This is a genomic window from Polyangium sp. y55x31, from assembly GCF_029946505.1.
Classification (GTDB): domain Bacteria; phylum Myxococcota_A; class Polyangia; order Polyangiales; family Polyangiaceae; genus Polyangium.
Genome location: NZ_JARZHG010000018.1, coordinates 168007 through 188049, shown reverse-complemented (window position 1 = coordinate 188049; position 20043 = coordinate 168007). Strand labels below are relative to the sequence as shown.

Genomic DNA, 20043 nt, shown 5'->3' with positions numbered 1-20043 from the left:
CCACACAATGGATCGTCGCTGCGAATGGGCGGTGACGATGAACGCGAATCTGGATTCGCGCGAAACAGGCGATCGACCTCGGTGTGTCGAAATTCCGTCAGCCGGTATTTTCTTTTCTTTTGGGATTCGATTCGATAAAGATCGATCTCAGCGTGTTCGATCTCGAAAATGGTTTGAACCGGGGGAGCACGAGGGCGCGCCTCGTCGCGGCGCTGGCCGCGCTCTGCTTTCTCGGAATCGCGACGGGCGCCGGGGCGCAGACGAAGACGTCGGCCTCGGACGCGGCGCCGACCGAGATCACGGGAACGGTGCTCGCCCTCGAAGAGGAAGGCGAGGAGCTGATCCTGGACCTCGGCTCGGCCCAAGGAGCGACGGAGGGGGCGACGGTCGAGATCTGGCGCCCGCTGAAGCTCAAACACCCCGTGACCGGCAAGGTGATCTCCGACCGATTCCGGATCGGATCGCTCGAGCTCGGGCAAGTGCGGCCCTCGATGTCGATCGCCACGGCGACCGGCACGCTCACGCGGACCCCCGAAAAGGGCGACCTCGTGATCCTGCGCAAAGCCCCGGCCCCCGGCAAACCGGAGTCCGCAACGCCCGGGGCCGGAGGCGCGGAGCCGGCCAAGCCCGCCGGAGACGCGGCCGGCGCGGATCCCGAGGCGATTGTGATCGCCACGATGTTCGACAACCTCAAAGGCGCCGACCTCGTGACGCGCATCAAAGCGTACGAGGATTACGTCCGCGAGAAGCCGAACGGTCGATATGCCCGCGTGCTCTACGAAGAAGCCGCGTCGCTGCGCCGGCTGATCGAAGCCGACGGAAAACCCGGGCCAAAGGCTACGCCCATCAAAGGGCAGACCATGCGGACCGAGCCAGCGCTCGTGAGTTTTTCCCGACCGACCGCGGCGGTGGAAGGCACGCCGCTCGAGCTCGCGGTGGAGCTCGACGACCTGGCCACGGGCGCGATCCTGCACGTGCGGACGAAGGGGAAACAGACGTACACGCCGCTCGTGATGGCGAGCGCAGGCCCCGGTTACTGGGCCGCGACCGTGCCCGGCGATCGCCTCGTGTCCTCGGAGATCGAGTACTTCATCGAGGCGACCATGGAGAGCGGCGCCGCAAAAGCCGTCGTCGGCCTGCCAAGCGCCCCCGAGCGGATCGAGATCCAGGACGCGCCCAAGGTCTCGAAACCTGAAAAGCGTATCGCTTCGGCGATGTTGCTCACGGATTTCGCGGATTACAACGGGCTCAAGGGCAACGACCGCGTCTGGCAAACGGAAGGCACGTTCGGGCTTCGTTACGGCGACACGGGCGTGCGCGCGCTGCGCACGGGGTTCGGCGTCTATCGCGGCGTCGGCGGGTCGCTGAACGATCTCGATACGCTGGGGCTCTCGGGTCGTCCCGTCGGGTTGACCTACGGCTACCTCGAGACGGAGGTCGGCTTCCACCGGCTGTTCGGCGTGATCGGCAGGGTGGCGATCGGGCTGCTCGACGACGGCATCTCGGGCGGCGGGCAGATCCTCTTCCGCATCGGAAACGATCGCGAGACGAACCTGGTGCTCGGCGGCGAGCTGCTCGGCGGCGTGGGTCTGCGCGGGTTCACCCAGCTCGAGCTGAACACCTTCAAGCGCGTGCCCATCCTCGTCCGGACCGAGGTGACGAACCAGCCGGCCGGGTCGAGTCGATACCGGTCGCCACTCGAGAACGGCGAGCCGACGCAATCCCAGGAGGAAGGCGAGGTCGGCGCACGCGGGATCGTGCAGGTGGGCTACCGGCTCACGCCCGGGCTCGTCGTCGCGGCGCGCGTGTCGTTCCAGGGCCGAACCATCAACCATGCAGGGCCGGGCTTCGGCGGAGCAGTGGGGTACGAATGGTGACGCGAACCTTCGGGAAGACGCTGGCCGCGTTCATCGCGGTCGGGCTGTCGTTGCCCCTCGCGCCGCGCGACGCCGAGGCCCAGAAAGCCGCGGACGCCCCGGCCGGCGAGACGCCGAAACCCACGACGCCACGCGTCCATCACGCGCCGATCGCCAGCGCGGAGCCGGGCACGAAGCTCGTGCTGGAGGCGTCGTTCGAGCACGCGGAGCTCATCCGGCACGTGCTCGTCGTCTACCAGACGGCGCTCGGCGAGATGAAGGCCGTGCCGTTCCAGCGAGGCGGCGAGAAGGGCTACACCGCCATCATTCCGGGTGAAGCCATCAAGGCGCCGGGGATCGGCTACACGATCGAGGTCGAGCAGACGAACGGGACGCGGTTCTCGGTCTTCGCGTCACGGCAGAAGCTACACCCGGTCAGCGTGATCGAGGATCGAACCGACGCGCGTGAACGAGCGGCGTTGAGCCGGCTCGGCGGGCGTCGATCGGTCGTCGGGGTGTCGGGCGAGTACGTGGGCTTCGGGAAGACGACGGGGACGACGGCGATCCCGTGCGCGGCAGGGCAGCCGACCTGCCAGCCGGGCGAGGAGGTCGTGCCGTCGGTCGACGAGCAGTACTACCGGGTGGAGGCGAGCTACACGTACCGGCCGCTGCGCACGGTGTCGGAGTTCGGCTTCCGGCTGGGCCTCGTGCGTGGCTGGTCGCTCGTGCCGCTCTCCGAGTTCAACGAGGAGCGGTACAAGGTCGGCCTGAACTTCGGCTCGGCCCGCATCCGCTTCCGGGTGCTCGACCTGTGGCACCTCGAAATGGAGGCCCTGACGAGCGTCACGGAGATCGGGTTCTCGGTCGGCCTCGGGGCGTCGACGTTGATCGGCGATCCGTACGGCTCGAAGCTCATCCTCGGGTTCGAGTCGATCGGCCTCGGCGACAGCGCGCCGTTTGGGAATCGGTTCTACAGCCGGATCGATCTGGTCGCGGGCGACCGCGTGATGGTGTCGCCGATCGTCGAGGTGACGGACATGCCAAACGCGGAGGCGTACGGGGTGCGTCTGTTCGGCGAGGTGGGCATCACGCTCGGGCGCGGTTTTTCGGTGCAGCTTCGAGGCGGCTACCAGGCGCGAAAGTCGACGTCGGGTGGACCCGGGTTCGGCGGGAGCGTTCTTTACGCCTTCTGATTCTCTCCCTGGAGGGCGAGCGTCGAGAGCACCAGCTTCGCCGCCGCCCTCGTCTCCTCCGCCGCCGGCTCGGCGCGGGGAAACACGACCAGCCTAGGAACGATCTGTAGCTCCACGAGCTCCGCGGCATTCGTCCCGGTGGACGCATCCGCCACGGCCGGCGGCTGAAGCACGAGCAGCGGCGCGGGCAGGTCGGCGGTCATCGTGCGAAGCGCGTGCAGCGTGACCGCGACATCGTGGAGCACGCCGAGCCGATCCGACGCCACCAGCAGCAGGTGATCGGGTCGCAGCACGCGCACGAGGTCCAGGTTGAAGAGCCCCGGCCCGAGCGGCGACAGGAGCGCCCCCGCCGTCTCGATGACCAGCACCTCCGCGCATGCATGCGCGTCGACCCACTCGGCCACGCGACCCAGGTCGATGCGCATCCCCAGGCGACGCGCGGCTAGGTGCGGCGAGACCGGATCCGGCAGCGCGTAGGGCAGGGGATGTTTCACGTGAAACGTGCTGAACGCGCCGAGCGCGGAGGCGTCGGTCGCGGTCGCAGAAGAAGGCTCGGCCGGGACACCGGACTCGATGGGCTTGAGGCCCGCGACCGAGACACGAGCCGACGCGAGGGCGGCGACGATCGCGACACCCGCGTGGGTCTTCCCGACGCCGGTGCCGGTTCCAACAACGACAATGCGGCTCATGGCTTCCAGCCCTCCGCGAAGGCAGTGACGATCCGAGAGAGGTCCGCGTCGGTGAGGCGCGCGTGCGCGGTGACGCGAAGGCGCGAGGTACCCGGCGGGACGGTCGGGGGACGAATGGCCTGGACGAGGACACCACGCTCGCGAAGGCGGAGCGAGATGCGAACGGCCTCCTCCGGAGGACCCACGAAGCAAGGGAGGATGGGCCCATGCGAGGGGAGGAGCGCATCCCCGATGAGGGCGGCGAGGTCGGCGCGCAGGCGGTTCACGACCCGGTCGAGTCGAGCACGTGCCTCGTCATCGGCAGCTACACGAAGGACCCGCTGCCGGATGGCAGCAGCGAGGGCGGGGCTGATCCCCGTGGAGAAGACGAAGCTACGGGCGCGGTTCCAGAGCCAGGTTCGAAGAACCATCGGCCCGGCCACGAACGCCCCTTGAAGCCCGAGCGACTTCCCGAGCGCCCCGACGAGGACGTCCGGTCGAACGCCCGCCCGCGCCGCGAGTCCTCGACCTTCAGGCCCGAGGGTGCCAACCGCGTGGGCCTCGTCCACGATGAGCGCGGCGTCCCATCGGTCACAGGCGGCCCGGAGGCGAGCAAGGTCGGGCGAGTCGCCATCCATGCTGAAGTACGACTCCGTCACGAGCCATCGCCGCCGCGCACCCTGCGCCTGCTCGAGCGCAACCTCGGCGGCCGCTGCATCCCGATGGGGAACGACGACGACCTTGGCCCCGGAGAGGCGGCAGCCATCGATGATGGAGGCGTGGTTCAACGCATCCGAGACGATGACGTCTCCCGGCCGAGCGAGCGCCGAGATGGTGCCGACGTTCGCCGCATACCCGGACGAGAACAGGAGCGCGGATTCGAACCCGAGCCAGGTGGCGATCGTCTGCTCGGCGAGCGCGTGCTCGGCATGATGTCCGCTGACGAGGCGTGACGCGCCGGCCCCGGAGGGTGCCTCGGTGGGCGCAGGCCAGGGCTCGGTGCCGTATCCGAGGTAATCGTTCGAGCAGAGGACGAGGCATCCCGGCGGAGGAGGTGCGCTCGGCTTGCGGAGCAGGCCTGTCTGTTCGAGCGCCGTGATCTCCGCCGCGAGATGGCGAAGGGCGCCAAGCTCAGTCATCGGTCGTCCTCGTCGGATGCGTCCGTGCCGGGTTCGAGGGCGCCAAGCGCAGCGTCGACACGCTCGAGCATGCGGCCAAAGGCGATGCGGGTGCGGGCGAGTTGATCGCTATGGCGAGCGCGCTCCTCTTCGAGGTCGTGCGCGAGGGCGAGGGCCGCGAGGAGGAGAGCCTGGGGGTTGACCATGCGGCCGGGGCCAGCAACCTGCGTGAGCTTCTCCTCGACGATGAGGGTGAGGCGGTGAAGCTCGTCGTCGGACGCGGAAGTGACGACCCGATATGTCTGGCCGCCGATGCGAAGCTGGACCTGACGGCCACCCATGGCGAGGGGACGGTACCATGCGGGGGGCCGGGATGCGAGGCGGGGAGGGAGGTCGGAGGTGGTGGCCACCCGGAGGGGCACTTGGGGTCGTTCTGGTTGGATTTGGACGGGTGGGGTTCTTTGAGGGATGGCCCCCGCACGTCTCGCTCGGGTGGGTGCGTCCGGGGGCGTGATGGCCCCTGGCACTGGACCGCCTCGCGAGGCTTTGGCGTGGGTGTACCTCGCTCGGTTCTCTTGCGTGCCCCTCCGGGTGGCCACCACCTCCGACCTCCCTCCAGCGTCGATCGGGTGGGGCGGGTGGGGGGGATGTTTCACGTGAAACATGGGGGTTGCTTGACGGGGTGGGGGAGGGTGGGCGATGGGAAGAAGATGGAAAGCAGGCGGGCGTGCCGGGTTGGGTTGGGTTGGGCTGGACGGCGGGCGCTCGTGGGCGGGGCGGTGCTCGCGGGGTGCCTGGCGTTCGCGGCGGAGGCGCGGGCCGAGCCGCAAGGGACGGTCGGGTTGACGATTGGCGCCGCCGGGCGAGGGCTGGAGCGAAAGATATGGGACCAGACGGTCTTTCACCTGGGGCTGCGCGGGGACGTTCTGTTCGGTCGGAGCAAGGTGACGGACTTCGGCGTGGGTCCCTATGCCGAGGTGTTCACGCACGCCTTCGATGAGGTGCAGTTCGGCGCCGGGGTGTCGACGCTGTTCCCCGTGCTGCAGGCGTTGCCCATCGTGGCCTCGGTGGGCGGGTATGGGCGGTACGCGCCGATGCAGGGGCTCGAACCGGGGGTGTCGGGGGCGCTGTTCTGGGGGAGCCGCAGCTACAACTTCCACGCCTCGTACGTGATTGCTGCGGGGTTGCTGGCGCAGTTCCGGTACGGGCTCGGGCCCTCGCGGGAGACGTCGATCGTCGTCAGCGCGCAGCTCGACCTGGTGGCGTTGAGCTTGCCGTTCCAGATCCTCTACAACGCGATTCGCGGAGGCTCGGCGGATACGAGACCCGTGCGGTGACGGGTGTCGGGGGGATGTTTCACGTGAAACGTTGAGTGCGGTCGGCTCTCGTTGGGTGGGTGCTCAGGGGACGCAGACCGGATTCCCGGGGCAGACGCGACAATCCACGCCGGTATCCAACCCGATCCGGCAAGCGGAGGTGGGGCCGTCCGACCGGTCCTCGCAATTCGGACCCGGCAGGGTGATGTCGTCCGCTTCGCCCGGGAAGAACACGAGGCACCCGCGGCAAAGGTCGACCGGGAACTGCCACTCGCCGGTGGCGACTTCCTCCCCGCCGAGCGTCCGCCCACGCACGATGACACTGGCGAGAACTTCGACGGGTCCCCCGGAGTTCCCGATGGCTGCCGTCGCGGTGCCGGAGTCGACGAGGACGACATTGGCGAAGCCAAACCCGGGCTCGGCGCCCGTCGACGGGTCGACGAACCCGGTGGCCGGCGCCGTGAAGGCGGCGAGCTCGTTGCCCGCGGAGTCGAAGGTGTGGACGTCGGCGCTCTCGAACTGGACCCGAGAGGTCTCCGTGCGAAGCGTCGCCGCGTTGCCGCGCCGGACCATCTGGTTGCCAATGAGGAGCGCCGCGCTGTACTCGGTGGTGAACGCCACGTCGAGGGTGCCACGCAGGATGGTCGCAGCCGTGGCCTCGGCCGTGACTTCGCAGGTGTCGGGGTCGAACTTGAGCACGCCGCGGACGAAGAGGCTGCTGCGGTTCTCCGCGCACCCCGCACCGAGCAAACCGCCGAACGCCAGAAGCGCGGCCACACTGCCGACATGCCTTCGCTGGATCTTCATGGTGGAGGAGCCTCCCTCGACGCCTGAGGTCAACCGTCAGTGTATCGAGAAAGCCGCCAAGCCGGCAAAGATCCGCAGGGTTCAGACGGAAACGCTTTGCATGCCCGCATGAAGGAGGCGCCCCAAGGCCTCGAGCGAGAGGAGCTCGATGCGAGGTCGCCCAAGGCCTTCGAGGAGGACGACCCGAATCCCGGAAGCCGTGCGCTTCTTGTCGAGGGAAGCCAAGCGGAGCGCCTCGTCGATGGGCTCGCGCGTGAGGTCCGTGGGCAAGCCGAGGTCGACGAGGAGGCGCTCGATACGCGTGGCCGCCTCAGGGTCGGTGACGCCGAGGGCACGGCCGACGCGCAGGATGGCGATCATGCCGAGCGAGACGGCCTCGCCATGGGTGAGGCGGGTATACGCGCCAGCCGCTTCGAGGCCATGCCCGATGGTGTGGCCAAAGTTGAGGAGGACGCGGTCGCCGGACTCACGCTCGTCCCGGATGACGATCGCGGTCTTCACGCCGACGGCGCCGAGGACCATCTGCCGAACGAGGTCGAGGTCGCGGGCGAGGACACGCTCACGCTCGCGGCCGACGAGCTCGAAGAGGGAAGGGTCAGCGATGGCGGCTGCCTTGACGACCTCGGCCAGGCCGGAGACGTAGGCCCGGGTGGACTCGGTCTGGACGCGCGCCGGGTCGATGAGCACGGCCGAGGGCTGGTGGAAGGTGCCGACGGCATTCTTGGCGACGCCGAGGTCGACGCCGGTCTTTCCACCCACGGCCGCATCGACCATCGAGAGCAAGGTGGTGGGCATCGCGACCCATCGGACGCCGCGCAGGAGGAGGGACGCGGCAAACCCGGCAACATCGGAGACGACACCACCGCCGAGGGCGACGACGAGGCACTCGCGGTCAGCGCCGGACTCGACGAGGGCAGCGAGGATGCGCTCGATCGCCGGCATCTGCTTGTGGGTCTCGCCGGGCGGAAGGACGACGGTGGCCGGGACGCGGAGGCCCGTGGCGCGGAGAGCATCGAGGACCGGGTCGAGGGCGATGGGCGCGACGTTCTCATCGGTCACGACGAAGACAGCGGAAGGCGCGAGGGAACGAGCGACCTCGGCGAGGGTGCGCGGGGCGTCGTGGGTGAGTCGAACCGGGTAGGAACGAGCGCCGAGCGGGACGACGAGGGTCGGGTCGAGCCACGCTTGCAGGACGGCATCGGCGATGTCGGCCGGGGAGCGATCGTCGGTCCGAAGGTGGGCATGGGCCTCGGCGTAGACCGGAGCGCGGGCGGCGAGGAGGCTGCGGAGGCGCTGGAGGCGGTCGGGGGCTTCGTCGAGGAGGGGTCGGCCGGGGGCGGCGGTGCGCGCGGCGAGGGTGTCGGGTCGAGCCGTGAGGGTGACGATGTGCGCGTGCGCGAGGGCGAATGCGCGGAGGTCGGGGTCGAGGAGGGTGCCGCCGCCGAGGGCGATGACACGAGGCTCGGGCGAGGCGAGGAGGCCGCGAAGGGTTTCGGCCTCGAGGGCGCGGAAGGCAGGTTCACCGCCGGGTTCGGCGAAGAGGGCTGCAACGGAGCGGCCGGTGTTCTGGGTGATGACAGCGTCGAGGTCGAGGAAAGGGACGCCGGCCTGGGCAGCGACGAGGGGGCCGATGGTCGATTTGCCGGAGCCCATGAGCCCGCTGAGGAGGAGGGGATGCTGGGGGCGAGGCTGGGTAACGGGAAGCGGAGGCATGGGGATTACGATTCGATGGGGGAGGGGATTTGTCGAGGTGGAGTGTGTGCCCAGGTGCGGGGGCGCCGGGGGCGATGGGCGGCGTGAGGTCGGGGGGGCTGGGGGCCCCACCCGAACTCGCGAGCCACGCCGGTCGAACCGGTGCCAGGTCGAGGTTTCGGCAAGACCCGGGAGGGGATGGGTGTCGCCTCCCGGCTAGGTCACGTGGGTGAGGGTTGGGGTGTGGGGTTTCGAGGCGGGGGGCGTGGCTCGCTCAAACAACGGGTTCCCCCCCAGCCCCCCCGACCTCACGCCGCCCATCGCCCCCGGCCCCGTCCAGCTATGGGACGAGGCCCCAGGTCCGGGGAAGAGGTGGGGTTGGAAAGATGCCGGCCGGTAACCTCGGAGGTCGGTTCGCGGTGTGGGGCGGAGGTCGAAGGTAACCTCGGAGGTCGGTCTGCGATGTTGGGCGAAGCTCGAAGGTAACCTTCGAGGTCGGTTCGCAGTGCGGCGCGAAGCTCGAAGGTAACCTCCGAGGTCGGTTCGCAGTGCTGCGCGAAGCTCGAAGGTAACCTCGGGGTCGGTTCGCAGTGCTGCGCGAAGCTCGAAGGTAACCTCGGGGTCGGTTCGCAGTGCTGCGCGAAGCTCGAAGGTAACCTGGAGGTCGGTTTATGATGCCGGGCGAAGGTCGAAAGTAACCTCGAGGTCGGTTCGCAGTGCTGCGCGAAGCTCGAAGGTAACCTCGGAGGTCAGTTTGCGATGCCGTGCGACGCTCGAAAGTAACCTCGAGGTCGGTTCGCAGTGCTGCGCGAAGCTCGAAGGTAACCTCGAGGTCGGTTTGCGATGCCGTGCGAAGCTCGAAGGTAACCTCGAGGTCGGTTCGCGGTCCGAAGGTGGGCATGGGCCTCGGCGTAGACCGGGGCGCGGGCGGCGAATTTGTCGAGGTGGAGTGACGAATGTCGAGTGGACCCGAGGTGGCTTTCCCGGCCCGGCGCTGCCCGGACATCCGCCGTTGTGCACCCCGGCCCGGCTACGCGCGGGGATCACTGGGGGGGGGCGGACGGGACGGGGGGCTGGCAGAAGCAGACCCACCCGATGGGGGTTCCTATGCAGAAGCCGGTTTGGCTCCCCAAGCGCTTGCAGGTAGCGATGCACGCGGGATCACCGCCTTGCATGCAAGCCACCGCGGGATCCTCCGAGGCGCGGGTGGCGACCAGGGCTTCATCCGCCTGCGCCGCCGGATCCTCCACGCTCGCCGCGCATCCGAAGGCCACGGGTGCGACGGCGACGGCAATGAGCGCCGCGATCTTCGCGAGCTTCATGACGACCTCCCTTGTTTTCGCCGTCGGCCCTCGTCGCGCCGCAAGAGGAGCCCATTGCAACCCACACCGCGCGTCGATCTGTATCCGACCAGCTACAATCATCTCCTGGTACGGCTTGGACGACTGTCGAGTGGACCTGACCGGCGTCACGGTCGTTCACGCGTGAGCGCCCTCGATCCCCGCCCCTCGGGGATGAACGTCGGGGCCGCGATGACGAGTATCTTCCAGCGCAGGACCATGCCTCCGCGGTTGGGGTGGGGTTGGACATGAGCAGATGCCGCCCGGTAACCTCGGAGGTCGGTTCGCAGTGCTGCGCGAAGCTCGAAGGTAACCTCGGGGTCGGTTCGCAGTGCTGCGCGAAGCTCGAAGGTAACCTCGGAGGTTCTCAGGAGGGATGTTTCACGTGAAACGTCCCGGTCAGTAGGCCGCGAGCTGGGCGCGGTACGTCTCCAGGTTGCGGCGAAGCTCGCCGAGGCTGTCGCCTCCGAACTTCTCGAGGACGGCGTCCGCGAGGGTGATGGCGACCATGGCTTCGCCGACGACCGAGGCGGCGGAGACGGCGCAGATGTCGCTGCGCTCGTGGGCGGCGTCGAAGGGCTCTTTGGTGTGGACGTCGACCGAGGGGAGGGCCCGTTTGAGGGTGGCGATGGGCTTCATGGCGGCGCGGCAGACGAGGGGCATGCCGTTGGTGATGCCGCCTTCGAGGCCACCGGCGCGGTTGGTGGGGCGGTCGAAGTGGTGGGTGGGGTCGTAGGTGATGGGGTCGTGGACCTGGGAGCCGCGGAGGGTGGCGGCCGTGAAGCCGAGGCCAAGCTCGACGCCCTTGATGGCGTGGATGCTCATGAGGGCCTGGGCGAGGCGGCCGTCGAGCTTGCGGTCCCACTGGACGTGGCTGCCGAGGCCAGGGGGGAGGCCGGTGGCGATGACCTCGAAGACACCGCCGAGGGTGTCGCCGGCATGGGAGGCTTCATGGATGGCCGTGCGCATGGCGGCCTCGGCGTCCGGGTCGACGCAGGCGAGGTCGGAGGCGCGGGCGCGGGTGCGGAGCTCGGAGAGGGGGAGGTCCGGGAGGGTGGCCGTGACCGGGCCGATGGAGACGACGTGGGCGAAGACGTCGATGTGAAGGAGGGAGAGGAGCTTGCGGCAGACGGCGCCGACGGCGACGCGGGAGGCGGTCTCGCGAGCGCTGGCCCGTTCGAGGATGTCGCGGAGGTCCTTGCGGTCGTACTTGAGGCCGCCCGCGAGGTCGGCGTGGCCAGGGCGGGGGCGGGTGAGGGGCTCGGGCGGAGAGGGGAAGGGGTCGGGGCCCATGCGGCCGGTCCAGTTGGCGTGGTCGCGGTTGTCGATACGAAGGGCGATGGGTCCGCCGAGGGTCTCGCCGCCCCGGACGCCCCCGACGAGCTGGGCCCGGTCGGTCTCGATTTTCATGCGGCCGCCGCGGCCGTAGCCGCGCTGGCGGCGTGCGAGGTCGTGGTCGACGTCCTCGGAGAGGAGGGGCATCCCGGAGGGGATGCCTTCGACGATGGCCACCAGGGAAGGGCCGTGAGATTCACCCGCCGTCATCCAACGAAGTCGCGACATGCCCCCACGCTAGTACAGGAAGGCAGGACCCAAAAGGATCGGGTGAAAGATCGAATTCAAGAACGGTATGGACGTCTCGGTTTGCGCTAGGATGCGCCCACCGCGCGATGTCGAAAGCAACGAACCAGATTCCCGGGGAATGGGCGCGGCTCGAGATGAGCGAGCGCGCCGGCGCCGTGCGCTTTTCCGTGCACGTGCGACCGCGATCGTCCCGCTGTTCGATCCTCGGGGTCCGCGACGGCGCGCTCGACGTGGCGCTGACCGCCCCGCCCGCCGAGGGAGCCGCAAACGAGGAGCTGCGCAAGCTCCTTTCGCGTGTGCTCGAAGTGCGCCGCGCCGACGTGAACATCCTCGTGGGCGTGAGCAGCCGCAGCAAGCTCCTGGAGATCAACGGCACGAGCTCGACGATCGTGCGCGAGCTCTTCAGCAAGGCGAAGCGATGAGCGGTACGCTCGCATTCGAGAAGTGGGAAGGGCTCGGCAACGACTTTGTCGTGATCGAAGCAAGCTCGGAGGATGCGATCACGCCGGAGCAAGCTCGCGCGCTCTGCGACAGGCATCGAGGCATCGGTGGCGACGGCGTGCTGCTCGTGATCGGCGGAGCGACGCCGCGCATGGTCGTGCTGAACGCAGACGGGTCGCGGCCGGAGATGTGCGGCAACGGGCTGCGGTGCGTGGCCGCGTTCCTGGCCGATCGAACGGGCGCCGAGGGTCTGTCCATGGTGATCGCCACGGACGCAGGCGACAAGCCCTGCGCCATCGAGCGAAGGAGCTCCGGGCTTTACGACGTGACCGTGGACATGGGTCACGCGAAGATGGGGCCGAGGCTCGACGTGGAGGCCGAGGGGCGGAAGCACGGGTTCGCGACGGTCGATGTGGGCAATCCGCACGCGATCACGTTCGAGCCGTACACGGAGGAAGAGATCGATCGGGTGGGGCCGACGGTGGCGACGGCGCCGGCGGGAGGGATCAACGTGGAGTTTTGCCGGATGCTCGGGGAAGGGGCGCAGACGCGGATCGGTGTGACGGTCTGGGAGCGCGGCGTGGGGCGGACGCTCGCCTGCGGGACGGGCGCGTGCGCGGTGGCAGCGGCGGCGTGTGAAGAGGGGCGGGCCCGGAGAGGCGCGCCGATCGAGGTGTTTCTGCCGGGCGGGCCGCTCGAGATCACGGTGGACGAGGCGCGGGCCCTGCGCATGAAGGGGCCGGCGCGGCGGGTGTTCCGCGGGACGTGGGAAACGAGCTTGGGCCTTGGCCCAGGCCGGGCGGCTCCTCCATCGTGGGGCGCGATTTCGTCATGATGAACTCCATGCCGCCGATCCCCGCGTCGCGCCGTAGGCCGCTCGATCGGGCCGGCGTGCCCGCGATCACCGTGCTGTGCATCGCGCAGGACGCCGCCGTGCGCGAGCTCCTTCCGCGCGTCTTGCGCTTCGACAAGGTGCTCGTGACGGCCGACTTCTCCGAGGCGTTCATGATGGCGACCGCCGAGGCGCCGGACATCGCCTTCGTGGAGCTCGGGATCGGCGACGGCGCAGGCCTCTCCCTGGTGCACCACCTCAAGGCGCTCGTGCCGGACATCAACGTGGTCACGCTGGCGACGAAGAAGAACCTCGACGCCGCCGCGAGCGCAGTGTCGCTCGGCGCGTCGGGGCTGCTCTTGATGCCGCTCTCGGGCGACGACGTCCTGAGCTCGGTCTGGGGCATCAAGCAACGGCTGGTCGAGCGCGCCGAGCGGGATCGATTGGAGCGCGCCGCCGCCGTGAGCGCGCGCGCGACGGGGTGGATTGCACGCATCGCCGAGATCGCGGAGGCGCCGGACCGGACGAGCGCCGCGCGCGAGCTCGTCGAGATCCTCGTGGAGGTGACGGGCGCGAAGGGCGCCGTCGTGTACCTGGCCAGCGATACGGTGCCGGACGAGCTCGTGCTCGGCGCCGCGAGCCCCGGGCTCGACAGCGCGCCCCAGGTCGGCACCGAGAAGCACATCCTCGATACGTTCGCTTCTCCGCGCCGCCTGCTCGCCGTGCCGCTCGGCTCGCGCAACGTCGCGGCCGGGTACGTGCTGCTCGACGAGGACAAGCCCCGCGTCCCCGCCGAGCCCGGCGCCGATCCGCCGATCGATGGGATCATCCGGCTGCTCGCGAACGTGGCCGCGACCGCGATCGCCATGCTCGCCGAGCGCGAGCGCGCCGCCCGTGGAGGCGCGGCCATCAAGGACCCGACGTCGAGCGCGTATTCGTTCGCGTATTACGTCGACGTGGCCGGTCGGGAGATCGGGCGCGCGCGGCGGTACAACCGGCGGTTCGCGATCGTGACGATGGTGTACGAGCCGATTCCCGGGCAGCCGGCGCTCTCGCCGACCGAATACGCCGACCGGCTGCTCGCGACGGTGCACGACACGGACGTGCTCGCCCGCGTCGACGAGAACGAGTTCCACCTGCTGCTCCCCGAGACGAGTGGCCTCGGCGCGCACTCGGTCCGGCGTCGCATCGCGCGGCTCGGGACCGGGGAGAAGTCGGCGTCGAGCCGGGCGCTGCTCGTCGGCGCCGCCGCCTTCCCGCACGATGGGCAAGACCTCGGCAAGCTCCTGCGGGTCGCGCGGCTGCGCGCCGAGGCGAGCAAGACGTCGGTGGTGCACAGGCTCGACCCGGAGTCGAACACGGTGCCGGACCTGCTCGAGATGCTCATCTGGGAGACGGTGAACGCGGCGCCGGCGCGGCAGACGTCGGCGGTGCGGCCGATCGAGCTCGGGACGACCGAGGCGCAGACGCTCGCGCAGTCGGTCGTGGCGGACGCGCTGCGTGGCGGGGCGGCGACGATCGTGGTGACGAATCACGCGGACCTTTGTCTCGGCGCGGCGGTGCGCTCGGCGCTGGGGCACGAGGCGGACAAGATCGCGCTCCACGCGCTCGATCTACGAGCCGTGCCGGGCTGCGAGCGGATCGAGGCGCTGGCGATCATCGCCGAGCACGGGGCTTATGCGCTCGTCGCGCGCAACGACGACGGGCTCTTGCGGGGCGCGCACGCGGCCGATCCGCTGCTCGCCGACGTGCTGGCGGAGCGACTCGGGCGGGCCGCGGGCGTGCGGGTGATCGGATAAGGGAAGGCCATGTCGCGACGCGTACTCCTCGTGGACTCCGATGTCGACGCGCTCGGCGCGCTCGCCTCCGCGCTGCGCGCGATGGGCCTCGTGGTGGCGAACGCGAACAGCGCCGAGAGCGCGCTCGAGCAGGCCTACCAGGCCCGCCCCGACGTGCTGCTCGTCCCGCGCGCCCCCGAGCGCGGCGGCAGCGTGCGCGAGGCCTTCAAGGAGAAGGCCGAGCTCGCCGACATCCCGGTGCTGTTCCTCGTCGACAAGCTCGGCGACGGCGAGCTCGAACAAGACGAGGTGATGCGGGTCGACGTCGACCAGATCGTCTCGCGCATCACGGAGGTGTCGCGGCGCGTGTCGCGGCCGCCGCTGCCGCAGGACATCCGTGGCGACCTGGAGCAGGTGCCGCTCGTGGACATGCTGCAGCTCCTGGCGATGAACCGCCGGTCAGGGACGCTGAGCATCACGACGACGCGGGGCCCGGGCGAGGTGAAGCTCGCCGAGGGGCAGATCGTCGACGCGAGCTTCAGCCGTCGGACGGGGGAACGAGCGCTCTACCGGCTGCTCGCCGAGCGGCGGGGTCGCTTCGCGTTCTCGCCGGGCGACCCGCCGAGCGCGCGCCGCATCCAGGCCTCCACGAACATGCTGCTCATGGAGGCGATGCGGCAGGTCGACGAGCTCAACGAGCGCCGCGCGAGCCTTTCGCCCGAGGGCGAGGTGTTCGCGCTGTCGGACCTCGCGAGCTTGTCGGGCCTGCTCGACGGCCCGGAGTCGATGCCGGACCCGTCGTCGATGCGGGGTCGGATCTTCGAGCTCTTGCGGATGCCGCGCAGCATCGACGAGCTGCTCGACGAGATCGACGGTCCGGACCTCGACATCCTGGACGCGCTCGGGCAGCTCAAGAAGAGCGGCAAGGTCAGGACGATCTCGCTCGCCACGCTGACGACGCCGCTGGCGACGCCGGAGCAGATCCCGGTGCTGCGTTCGCTGGCGACGCGGCTCGTGCGTCCGGGCTTCTCGGCGCCGCCGCGGCTGATTTTGGCGACGAGCCCGCAGCGGCTCGGGGTGCTCGCGTATTCGATGCGTCGGATCACGGACGTGGTGGTGGCGCCGGAGCCGACGTCCCGCGCGCCGCTGCCGCGCCCGCTCGGGACGCTGCGGCTCGGTGAAGGCGTGGAGGTGGCGGTGATCGGGCTGCCGACGGACGAGACGATGGCGCCGACATGGGCGCTGTCGTTGCCGGGGACGGCGGCGGTGGTGCGCGTGGGCGAAGCGGAACGAGCGGCGCTCGAGGCGCATTGCGAGGCGGGGGAGGTGATGCTGCTCGAAGCGGATGGGCTGATCGGGCAGTTCGATCCGACGATCCCGGCGGAGCTCTCGGCGCTGCTGCGGGCGGCGCTGGAGGCGGCGGCGGGGGCGGGGTAGCCGGGTTCACGGCATACAGATCCGCACCGTCGAGCCATAAAGCCCCGCCTCTCCATCCACCATCACGCGATACACGTGCTCGGTCGTCCCTACCGGGCACGAGCATCCCCCGGTCCACGGATTTCCCGCGCGGCACGTCGGCTCCACGTCGTCGACCTGGAATGCGCCTCCGAACGTTCGCAGCGGCGCATCCTTGTTGCCGCAAAGCACCACGACCGTCCCGCCCTCCGCGCCGTTGCACGGCAGCCGGATGATCGAGCGCAGCCCGATCACCTCGTCGAACCCCGCCGGGCACGCGCAGGCCCCGCCGGCCATCGGGTTTCCCACGCGGCATTGCGCTGTCGAGCCGCACCATCCGTCGAGATCGTCGACCTGGTACGCGCCGCCGAAATCGCTGTCCGCTGACAACGTGGGCGTCACGCAGAGCCGCAACGTCGTCGCCGATCGCATCGCCACGCCGGGGCAGTCGCTTTGCACCAGAAGCGGGAGCTCGGACGCCGGGCTCGGGCAGCCGCATGCGCCCGTCTGAGCGTTCGCCGTGCGGCACCCCGGGCATTCCGGCGGGAAGGATTCGAACGCGCCGTAGAGGTTCAGGCAATCGGCGGGGTTTTCCACGAGCGTGCCATTGCAGTCGTAGGCGCACGTCCCGTTCACGCATTGCCCGCCGGGCCCACACGCGTTGTTGCACGCGCCGCAATGCGACGCGTTGTCCTCGAGGTGCACGCATTTGCCGTTGCACGTGGTCTCGGTCGAGAAGCAGCCGTGCCCGCCCTCGTTCGATCCCCCGGCGCCGCTGGCGCCCGAGCCGCCCGCGCCGCCCTCGCCGGCGCTCCCACCACCCCCGCATCCCGTGAGCAGCAGTGCGATAACAAGATTCGAGGCGGAGTGGAAACGTCGCAGCATCGACACGGCCCGATCTTATCACGATCCCGCTTGTGACGACTCCCTGGAGTCTTGTAACCTCGAAAGCATGCGACAGGGCTATGCGCCTTTGCTGTGCGCGCTCGTGGGCCTCGCGAGTTGCGTGGGCATCATCGGGGACACGGGCGACGAGAGGGCCGCCGCCGCAGCGTTCGCGCCCGCCGAGCCGACGCTCCATCGCCTCACACGCCCGCAGATCCAGAACGCCTGGTTCGATCTTTTCGGCAAACCGCTCGCGATCCCCGCGGATCTGCCGGTCGACGACGTGCTTTATGGCTTCTCGTCGATCTCCGCCGCGCGCAGCACCATCGCCCCCGTCGACGCCGAGAAATACGAGACGGCGACGTACGAGGTGCTCGATCAGGTCTTCGCCGATCCGGCGCGGCGCGACGCGCTCGTCGGTTGCCCCGTGACGGCCGTGGGCGAGCCGTGCGTGAAGGACTTCATCGCCTCGTTCACCTCGCGCGCCTGGCGCAGGCCCGTGTCCGAGGAGGAGGTCACGTCGCTGCAGGTGCTTTCGGCGGACGTCGCGACCGACCTCGAGGACGAAGCGCAGGGCCTCAAGTTCGCGCTCGCGGCGGTCTTGTTGTCGCCGCATTTCCTGTTCCGCGTCGAGGTCGGCGAGCGGGCCGACGATGGGTATCGGTACACGAGCTGGGAGATGGCAAGCCGCCTGTCGTTCCTCCTGCTCGACGCGCCCCCCGACGATACGCTGCGCGAGGCGGCCCGGCGCGGCGAGCTCGCGACGGCGGAAGGCGTGCGGGCGCAGGCGTCGCGATTGCTCGATGATCCACGCGCGCGCGTGACCCTGACGCGGTTTTTCCGCGACTTCATGAACATCGGCAAGCTCGACGCGCTCGACAAGCAACCGGAAAAATTCCCGCAGCTCTCGGCCACGCTCGGGCCGTCGATGCGCGGCGAGATGGAGCGCATGTTCGAGAACAACGTCTTCGAGAAAGAAGGCGATTTCCGCGACATGTTCACGACGCGCGACACGTACGTGAACGAGGACCTGGCGCGCGTCTATGGCATCGAGGGCATCACGGGGCCGGAATGGACGCCCGTCACGTTGCCCGACGACGGCCGGCGCGCAGGCATTCTGACGACGCCCGGGTTCCTCGCCTTGAACGCGCACAAGACGCAGACGTCGCCGACCCATCGCGGGCGGTTCGTCCGGCTCAACCTGTTCTGCCAGGACATCCCGCCGCCGCCGCCGGGGATCAGCACCACGCTGCCCGAGCCCGATCCCGGCAATCCGACCACGCTGCGGCAGCGGCTCGACGAGCACCGGACCAACCCGGAATGCGCAGGCTGCCACGAGCGGATGGATCCGATCGGATTCGCCTTCGAGAAGTACGACGCGATCGGCGCGTATCGCGAGACCGACGAGAATGGCCTGTCGGTCGATTCGAGCACGGTGGTCGACGGCCACGACGTCGCGGGGCCGATCGACATGGCCGAGCTCGTCGCGTCGCTGCCGGAAGTCGGCGCCTGCATCGCGCGGCGGTTTTACGAGCACGCCGGCGCGCACCTCGCCGGCAAGGGGGACAAGGGCAGCGTCGAGGAGCTCGTCGCCGATTTCGTGGCGAGCGACTACCGGTTCAAGAACCTCGTCCTCGCCCTCGTGACCAACGACGGATATCGCTACGCCAGCAAGCCCTCGCAGGAAGAGGTGAAGCCGTGAGCGCACGCAAAATCGAACGCCCCTCCCGCCGCCTGTTCCTGCGCGGAATGCTCGGAGGCGCCGCCGTCGCCGTGGGCCTGCCGATCTTCGAGATGATGCTGAACAATCACGGCGACGCCTTCGCCAACGGCGAGGACATCCCGACGCGGTTCGGCCTCTGGTTTTTCGGCAACGGCGTCCACCTGCCCACCTGGACCCCGCCGACGATCGGGCCGGATTGGACCGTGCCCGAGGACTTCGCCCTCGCCCCGCTGCTGCCGTACAAGGAATACGTGAGCGTGGTCAGCGGGCTCTCGGTGAAGACGCCGCGGCACCCGCATCATTCGGGGATGTCCGCGGTTTGCTCGGGCGGGCCGCACCTCAAGATCGACGACGTGCGCGACACGATCGTGTCGACGATGAAGTACCCGAGCATCGATCAGGTGGCCGCGCAATACTTCCAGTCGCTCGCCCCGAGCCCGTACAAATCGCTCGAGGCCGCGGTGACGCGATTCCGCGGCACCGACGAGGGCACGAGCTTCCAGCACCTCTCGCACAACGGCAGCAAGAGCGGCGAGACGAACGTGAATCCGTCCGAGGAATCGCCGCACGCGTTTTTCGATCGCCTGTTCAACAAGGGCGCGGGCTCGCCGCTCGTCGACCGCGCGCGGGCGAGCGTGCTCGACGCCGTGAGCGGGCAGATCAAGACGCTCCAGGGGCGCCTCGGCACGAAGGACAAACAGCGCCTCGAACAGCACCTCACGAGCATTTCGGAGATCGAGTCCCGGCTGAACGTGCCCATCGGCGAGTGCAACAAGCCGGACGATCCGGGCGTGTTCCCCGACCTCGCCTCGAACGAACAGATCGCCGAGAAAAACAAGGCGATGAGCGATCTCATGGCCCTCGCGCTCTCCTGCGGGCTCACGCGGTCGTTCTCGATCCAGTACTCGACCTGCGGCTCGGGCGCGGTGTTCTGGATGGTCGGCGCGACCGACGGGCAGCATTACATGAACCACACCGAGCCCGCGCCCTACACGAAACAAAAGGACGCGGTGCGGTTCACCATGGGCCAGCTCGCGTATTTCCTCGATCGACTGAAGAACACGCCCGACGCGACCGGCAACCTGCTCGATCACAGCTCGCTCTTCGTCTGCACCGAGCACACCGAGGGCTGGACCCACTCGCAGGACGACCTGCCCATGCTCGTCTGCGGCAAGGGCGGCGGCCGATTGCGCGGCAATTACCACTACCGTCAGGACGGCGGGAATGCGAGCCGCGCGCTCATGACGGCCCTGCGCGGCGCGGGTTTGCCGCTCACGGAGTTCGGGTACGAGGAAGGGTACGTGAAGGATCCGATCGTGGAGCTCGAAGCGTCCTGATCCTGACGCGCTGCTTCC

17 protein-coding genes are annotated in these 20043 nt (G+C 69.3%); 9 read left to right on the top strand and 8 right to left on the bottom strand.

The window, feature by feature from the left end:
* Positions 1-152 precede the first annotated feature (152 nt).
* Together QHF84_RS28390 and QHF84_RS28385 are read left to right on the top strand one after the other, a co-directional pair.
* Complete coding sequence (locus QHF84_RS28390; protein ID WP_281316586.1) at positions 153-1877, top strand: hypothetical protein; 1725 nt, start codon at positions 153-155, stop codon at positions 1875-1877.
* Positions 1871-3049: a hypothetical protein gene (locus QHF84_RS28385; protein ID WP_281316585.1), complete on the top strand. Its 1179-nt coding sequence runs from the start codon at positions 1871-1873 to the stop codon at positions 3047-3049. The genes QHF84_RS28390 and QHF84_RS28385 overlap by 7 nt, the downstream gene beginning before the upstream one ends.
* On the opposite strand, the gene QHF84_RS28380 is transcribed toward QHF84_RS28385, so the two are convergent.
* The 3 genes from QHF84_RS28380 to zapA are packed head-to-tail and all read right to left on the bottom strand — an operon-like array spanning position 3037 to position 5176.
* The gene (locus QHF84_RS28380; protein ID WP_281316584.1) at positions 3037-3738 is read right to left on the bottom strand and encodes a dethiobiotin synthase; all 702 of its coding nucleotides are present in this window, start codon (positions 3736-3738) and stop codon (positions 3037-3039) included. The two genes, QHF84_RS28385 and QHF84_RS28380, sit on opposite strands and share 13 nt — an antisense overlap.
* Entirely contained in the window at positions 3735-4856 is a 1122-nt protein-coding gene (locus QHF84_RS28375) for an 8-amino-7-oxononanoate synthase (RefSeq protein WP_281316583.1), read from the bottom strand. The genes QHF84_RS28380 and QHF84_RS28375 overlap by 4 nt, the downstream gene beginning before the upstream one ends.
* Positions 4853-5176: a cell division protein ZapA gene (gene zapA / locus QHF84_RS28370; RefSeq protein WP_281316582.1), complete on the bottom strand. Its 324-nt coding sequence runs from the start codon at positions 5174-5176 to the stop codon at positions 4853-4855. The genes QHF84_RS28375 and zapA overlap by 4 nt, the downstream gene beginning before the upstream one ends.
* 426 nt (positions 5177-5602) lie before the next feature.
* On the opposite strand from zapA, the gene QHF84_RS28365 reads away from it, so the two are divergent.
* Positions 5603-6172, top strand: coding sequence for a hypothetical protein (locus QHF84_RS28365; protein WP_281316581.1), 570 nt, complete (start codon positions 5603-5605; stop codon positions 6170-6172).
* 63 nt (positions 6173-6235) lie between these two features.
* On the opposite strand, the gene QHF84_RS28360 is transcribed toward QHF84_RS28365, so the two are convergent.
* The 4 genes from QHF84_RS28360 to aroC all read right to left on the bottom strand — a co-directional run bounded on the left by QHF84_RS28360 (position 6236) and on the right by aroC (position 11553).
* Positions 6236-6958 carry a hypothetical protein gene (locus tag QHF84_RS28360; RefSeq protein WP_281316580.1) on the bottom strand — a complete coding sequence of 241 codons (723 nt, stop codon included), beginning with the start codon at positions 6956-6958 and terminating at the stop codon, positions 6236-6238.
* 81 nt (positions 6959-7039) lie between these two features.
* Positions 7040-8671, bottom strand: a complete 1632-nt coding sequence (aroB, locus tag QHF84_RS28355; RefSeq protein WP_281316579.1) for a 3-dehydroquinate synthase — start codon at positions 8669-8671, stop codon at positions 7040-7042.
* Positions 8672-9693: 1022 nt separating this feature from the next.
* Complete coding sequence (locus QHF84_RS28350; RefSeq protein ID WP_281316578.1) at positions 9694-9972, bottom strand: hypothetical protein; 279 nt, start codon at positions 9970-9972, stop codon at positions 9694-9696.
* Between the two features lie 417 nt (positions 9973-10389).
* Positions 10390-11553: a chorismate synthase gene (aroC, locus tag QHF84_RS28345; protein WP_281316577.1), complete on the bottom strand. Its 1164-nt coding sequence runs from the start codon at positions 11551-11553 to the stop codon at positions 10390-10392.
* A gap of 107 nt (positions 11554-11660) precedes the next feature.
* Between aroC and QHF84_RS28340 the strand changes: the two genes are divergently transcribed.
* Genes QHF84_RS28340 through QHF84_RS28325 form a run of 4 tightly spaced genes read left to right on the top strand, consistent with a single transcriptional unit; the run spans position 11661 to position 16062 of the window.
* Positions 11661-11996 (top strand): DUF167 domain-containing protein, encoded by a 336-nt coding sequence (locus QHF84_RS28340; RefSeq protein ID WP_281316576.1) that lies wholly within the window; start codon positions 11661-11663, stop codon positions 11994-11996.
* Positions 11993-12850 (top strand): diaminopimelate epimerase, encoded by an 858-nt coding sequence (dapF, locus tag QHF84_RS28335; protein WP_281316575.1) that lies wholly within the window; start codon positions 11993-11995, stop codon positions 12848-12850. Before QHF84_RS28340 ends, dapF begins: the two co-directional genes overlap by 4 nt.
* Positions 12847-14646: a response regulator gene (locus tag QHF84_RS28330; protein ID WP_281316574.1), complete on the top strand. Its 1800-nt coding sequence runs from the start codon at positions 12847-12849 to the stop codon at positions 14644-14646. The genes dapF and QHF84_RS28330 overlap by 4 nt, the downstream gene beginning before the upstream one ends.
* 9 nt (positions 14647-14655) lie before the next feature.
* Entirely contained in the window at positions 14656-16062 is a 1407-nt protein-coding gene (locus QHF84_RS28325) for a DUF4388 domain-containing protein (protein WP_281316573.1), read from the top strand.
* A gap of 6 nt (positions 16063-16068) precedes the next feature.
* Here the strand turns inward: QHF84_RS28325 and QHF84_RS28320 are convergent, their stop codons facing one another.
* On the bottom strand, positions 16069-16971 hold the full coding sequence (locus QHF84_RS28320; RefSeq protein ID WP_281316572.1) for a hypothetical protein: 903 nt from the start codon (positions 16969-16971) through the stop codon (positions 16069-16071).
* 61 nt (positions 16972-17032) lie between these two features.
* On the opposite strand from QHF84_RS28320, the gene QHF84_RS28315 reads away from it, so the two are divergent.
* Positions 17033-18667, top strand: coding sequence for a DUF1592 domain-containing protein (locus tag QHF84_RS28315; protein WP_281316571.1), 1635 nt, complete (start codon positions 17033-17035; stop codon positions 18665-18667).
* Positions 18664-20025, top strand: coding sequence for a DUF1552 domain-containing protein (locus QHF84_RS28310; protein WP_281316570.1), 1362 nt, complete (start codon positions 18664-18666; stop codon positions 20023-20025). Before QHF84_RS28315 ends, QHF84_RS28310 begins: the two co-directional genes overlap by 4 nt.
* The last annotated feature ends 18 nt before the right edge of the window (positions 20026-20043 follow it).

Excerpts from the sequence above, each read along its gene's own strand:
- QHF84_RS28385 (WP_281316585.1), top strand. The coding sequence starts at position 1,871 with ATGGTGACGCGAACCTTCGGGAAGACGCTGGCCGCGTTCATCGCGGTC.
- QHF84_RS28380 (WP_281316584.1), bottom strand. The coding sequence starts at position 3,738 with ATGAGCCGCATTGTCGTTGTTGGAACCGGCACCGGCGTCGGGAAGACC.
- QHF84_RS28375 (WP_281316583.1), bottom strand. The coding sequence starts at position 4,856 with ATGACTGAGCTTGGCGCCCTTCGCCATCTCGCGGCGGAGATCACGGCG.
- zapA (WP_281316582.1), bottom strand. The coding sequence starts at position 5,176 with ATGGGTGGCCGTCAGGTCCAGCTTCGCATCGGCGGCCAGACATATCGG.
- QHF84_RS28360 (WP_281316580.1), bottom strand. The coding sequence starts at position 6,958 with ATGAAGATCCAGCGAAGGCATGTCGGCAGTGTGGCCGCGCTTCTGGCG.
- aroB (WP_281316579.1), bottom strand. The coding sequence starts at position 8,671 with ATGCCTCCGCTTCCCGTTACCCAGCCTCGCCCCCAGCATCCCCTCCTC.
- QHF84_RS28350 (WP_281316578.1), bottom strand. The coding sequence starts at position 9,972 with ATGAAGCTCGCGAAGATCGCGGCGCTCATTGCCGTCGCCGTCGCACCC.
- aroC (WP_281316577.1), bottom strand. The coding sequence starts at position 11,553 with ATGTCGCGACTTCGTTGGATGACGGCGGGTGAATCTCACGGCCCTTCC.
- QHF84_RS28340 (WP_281316576.1), top strand. The coding sequence starts at position 11,661 with ATGTCGAAAGCAACGAACCAGATTCCCGGGGAATGGGCGCGGCTCGAG.
- dapF (WP_281316575.1), top strand. The coding sequence starts at position 11,993 with ATGAGCGGTACGCTCGCATTCGAGAAGTGGGAAGGGCTCGGCAACGAC.
- QHF84_RS28330 (WP_281316574.1), top strand. The coding sequence starts at position 12,847 with ATGATGAACTCCATGCCGCCGATCCCCGCGTCGCGCCGTAGGCCGCTC.
- QHF84_RS28325 (WP_281316573.1), top strand. The coding sequence starts at position 14,656 with ATGTCGCGACGCGTACTCCTCGTGGACTCCGATGTCGACGCGCTCGGC.
- QHF84_RS28315 (WP_281316571.1), top strand. The coding sequence starts at position 17,033 with ATGCGACAGGGCTATGCGCCTTTGCTGTGCGCGCTCGTGGGCCTCGCG.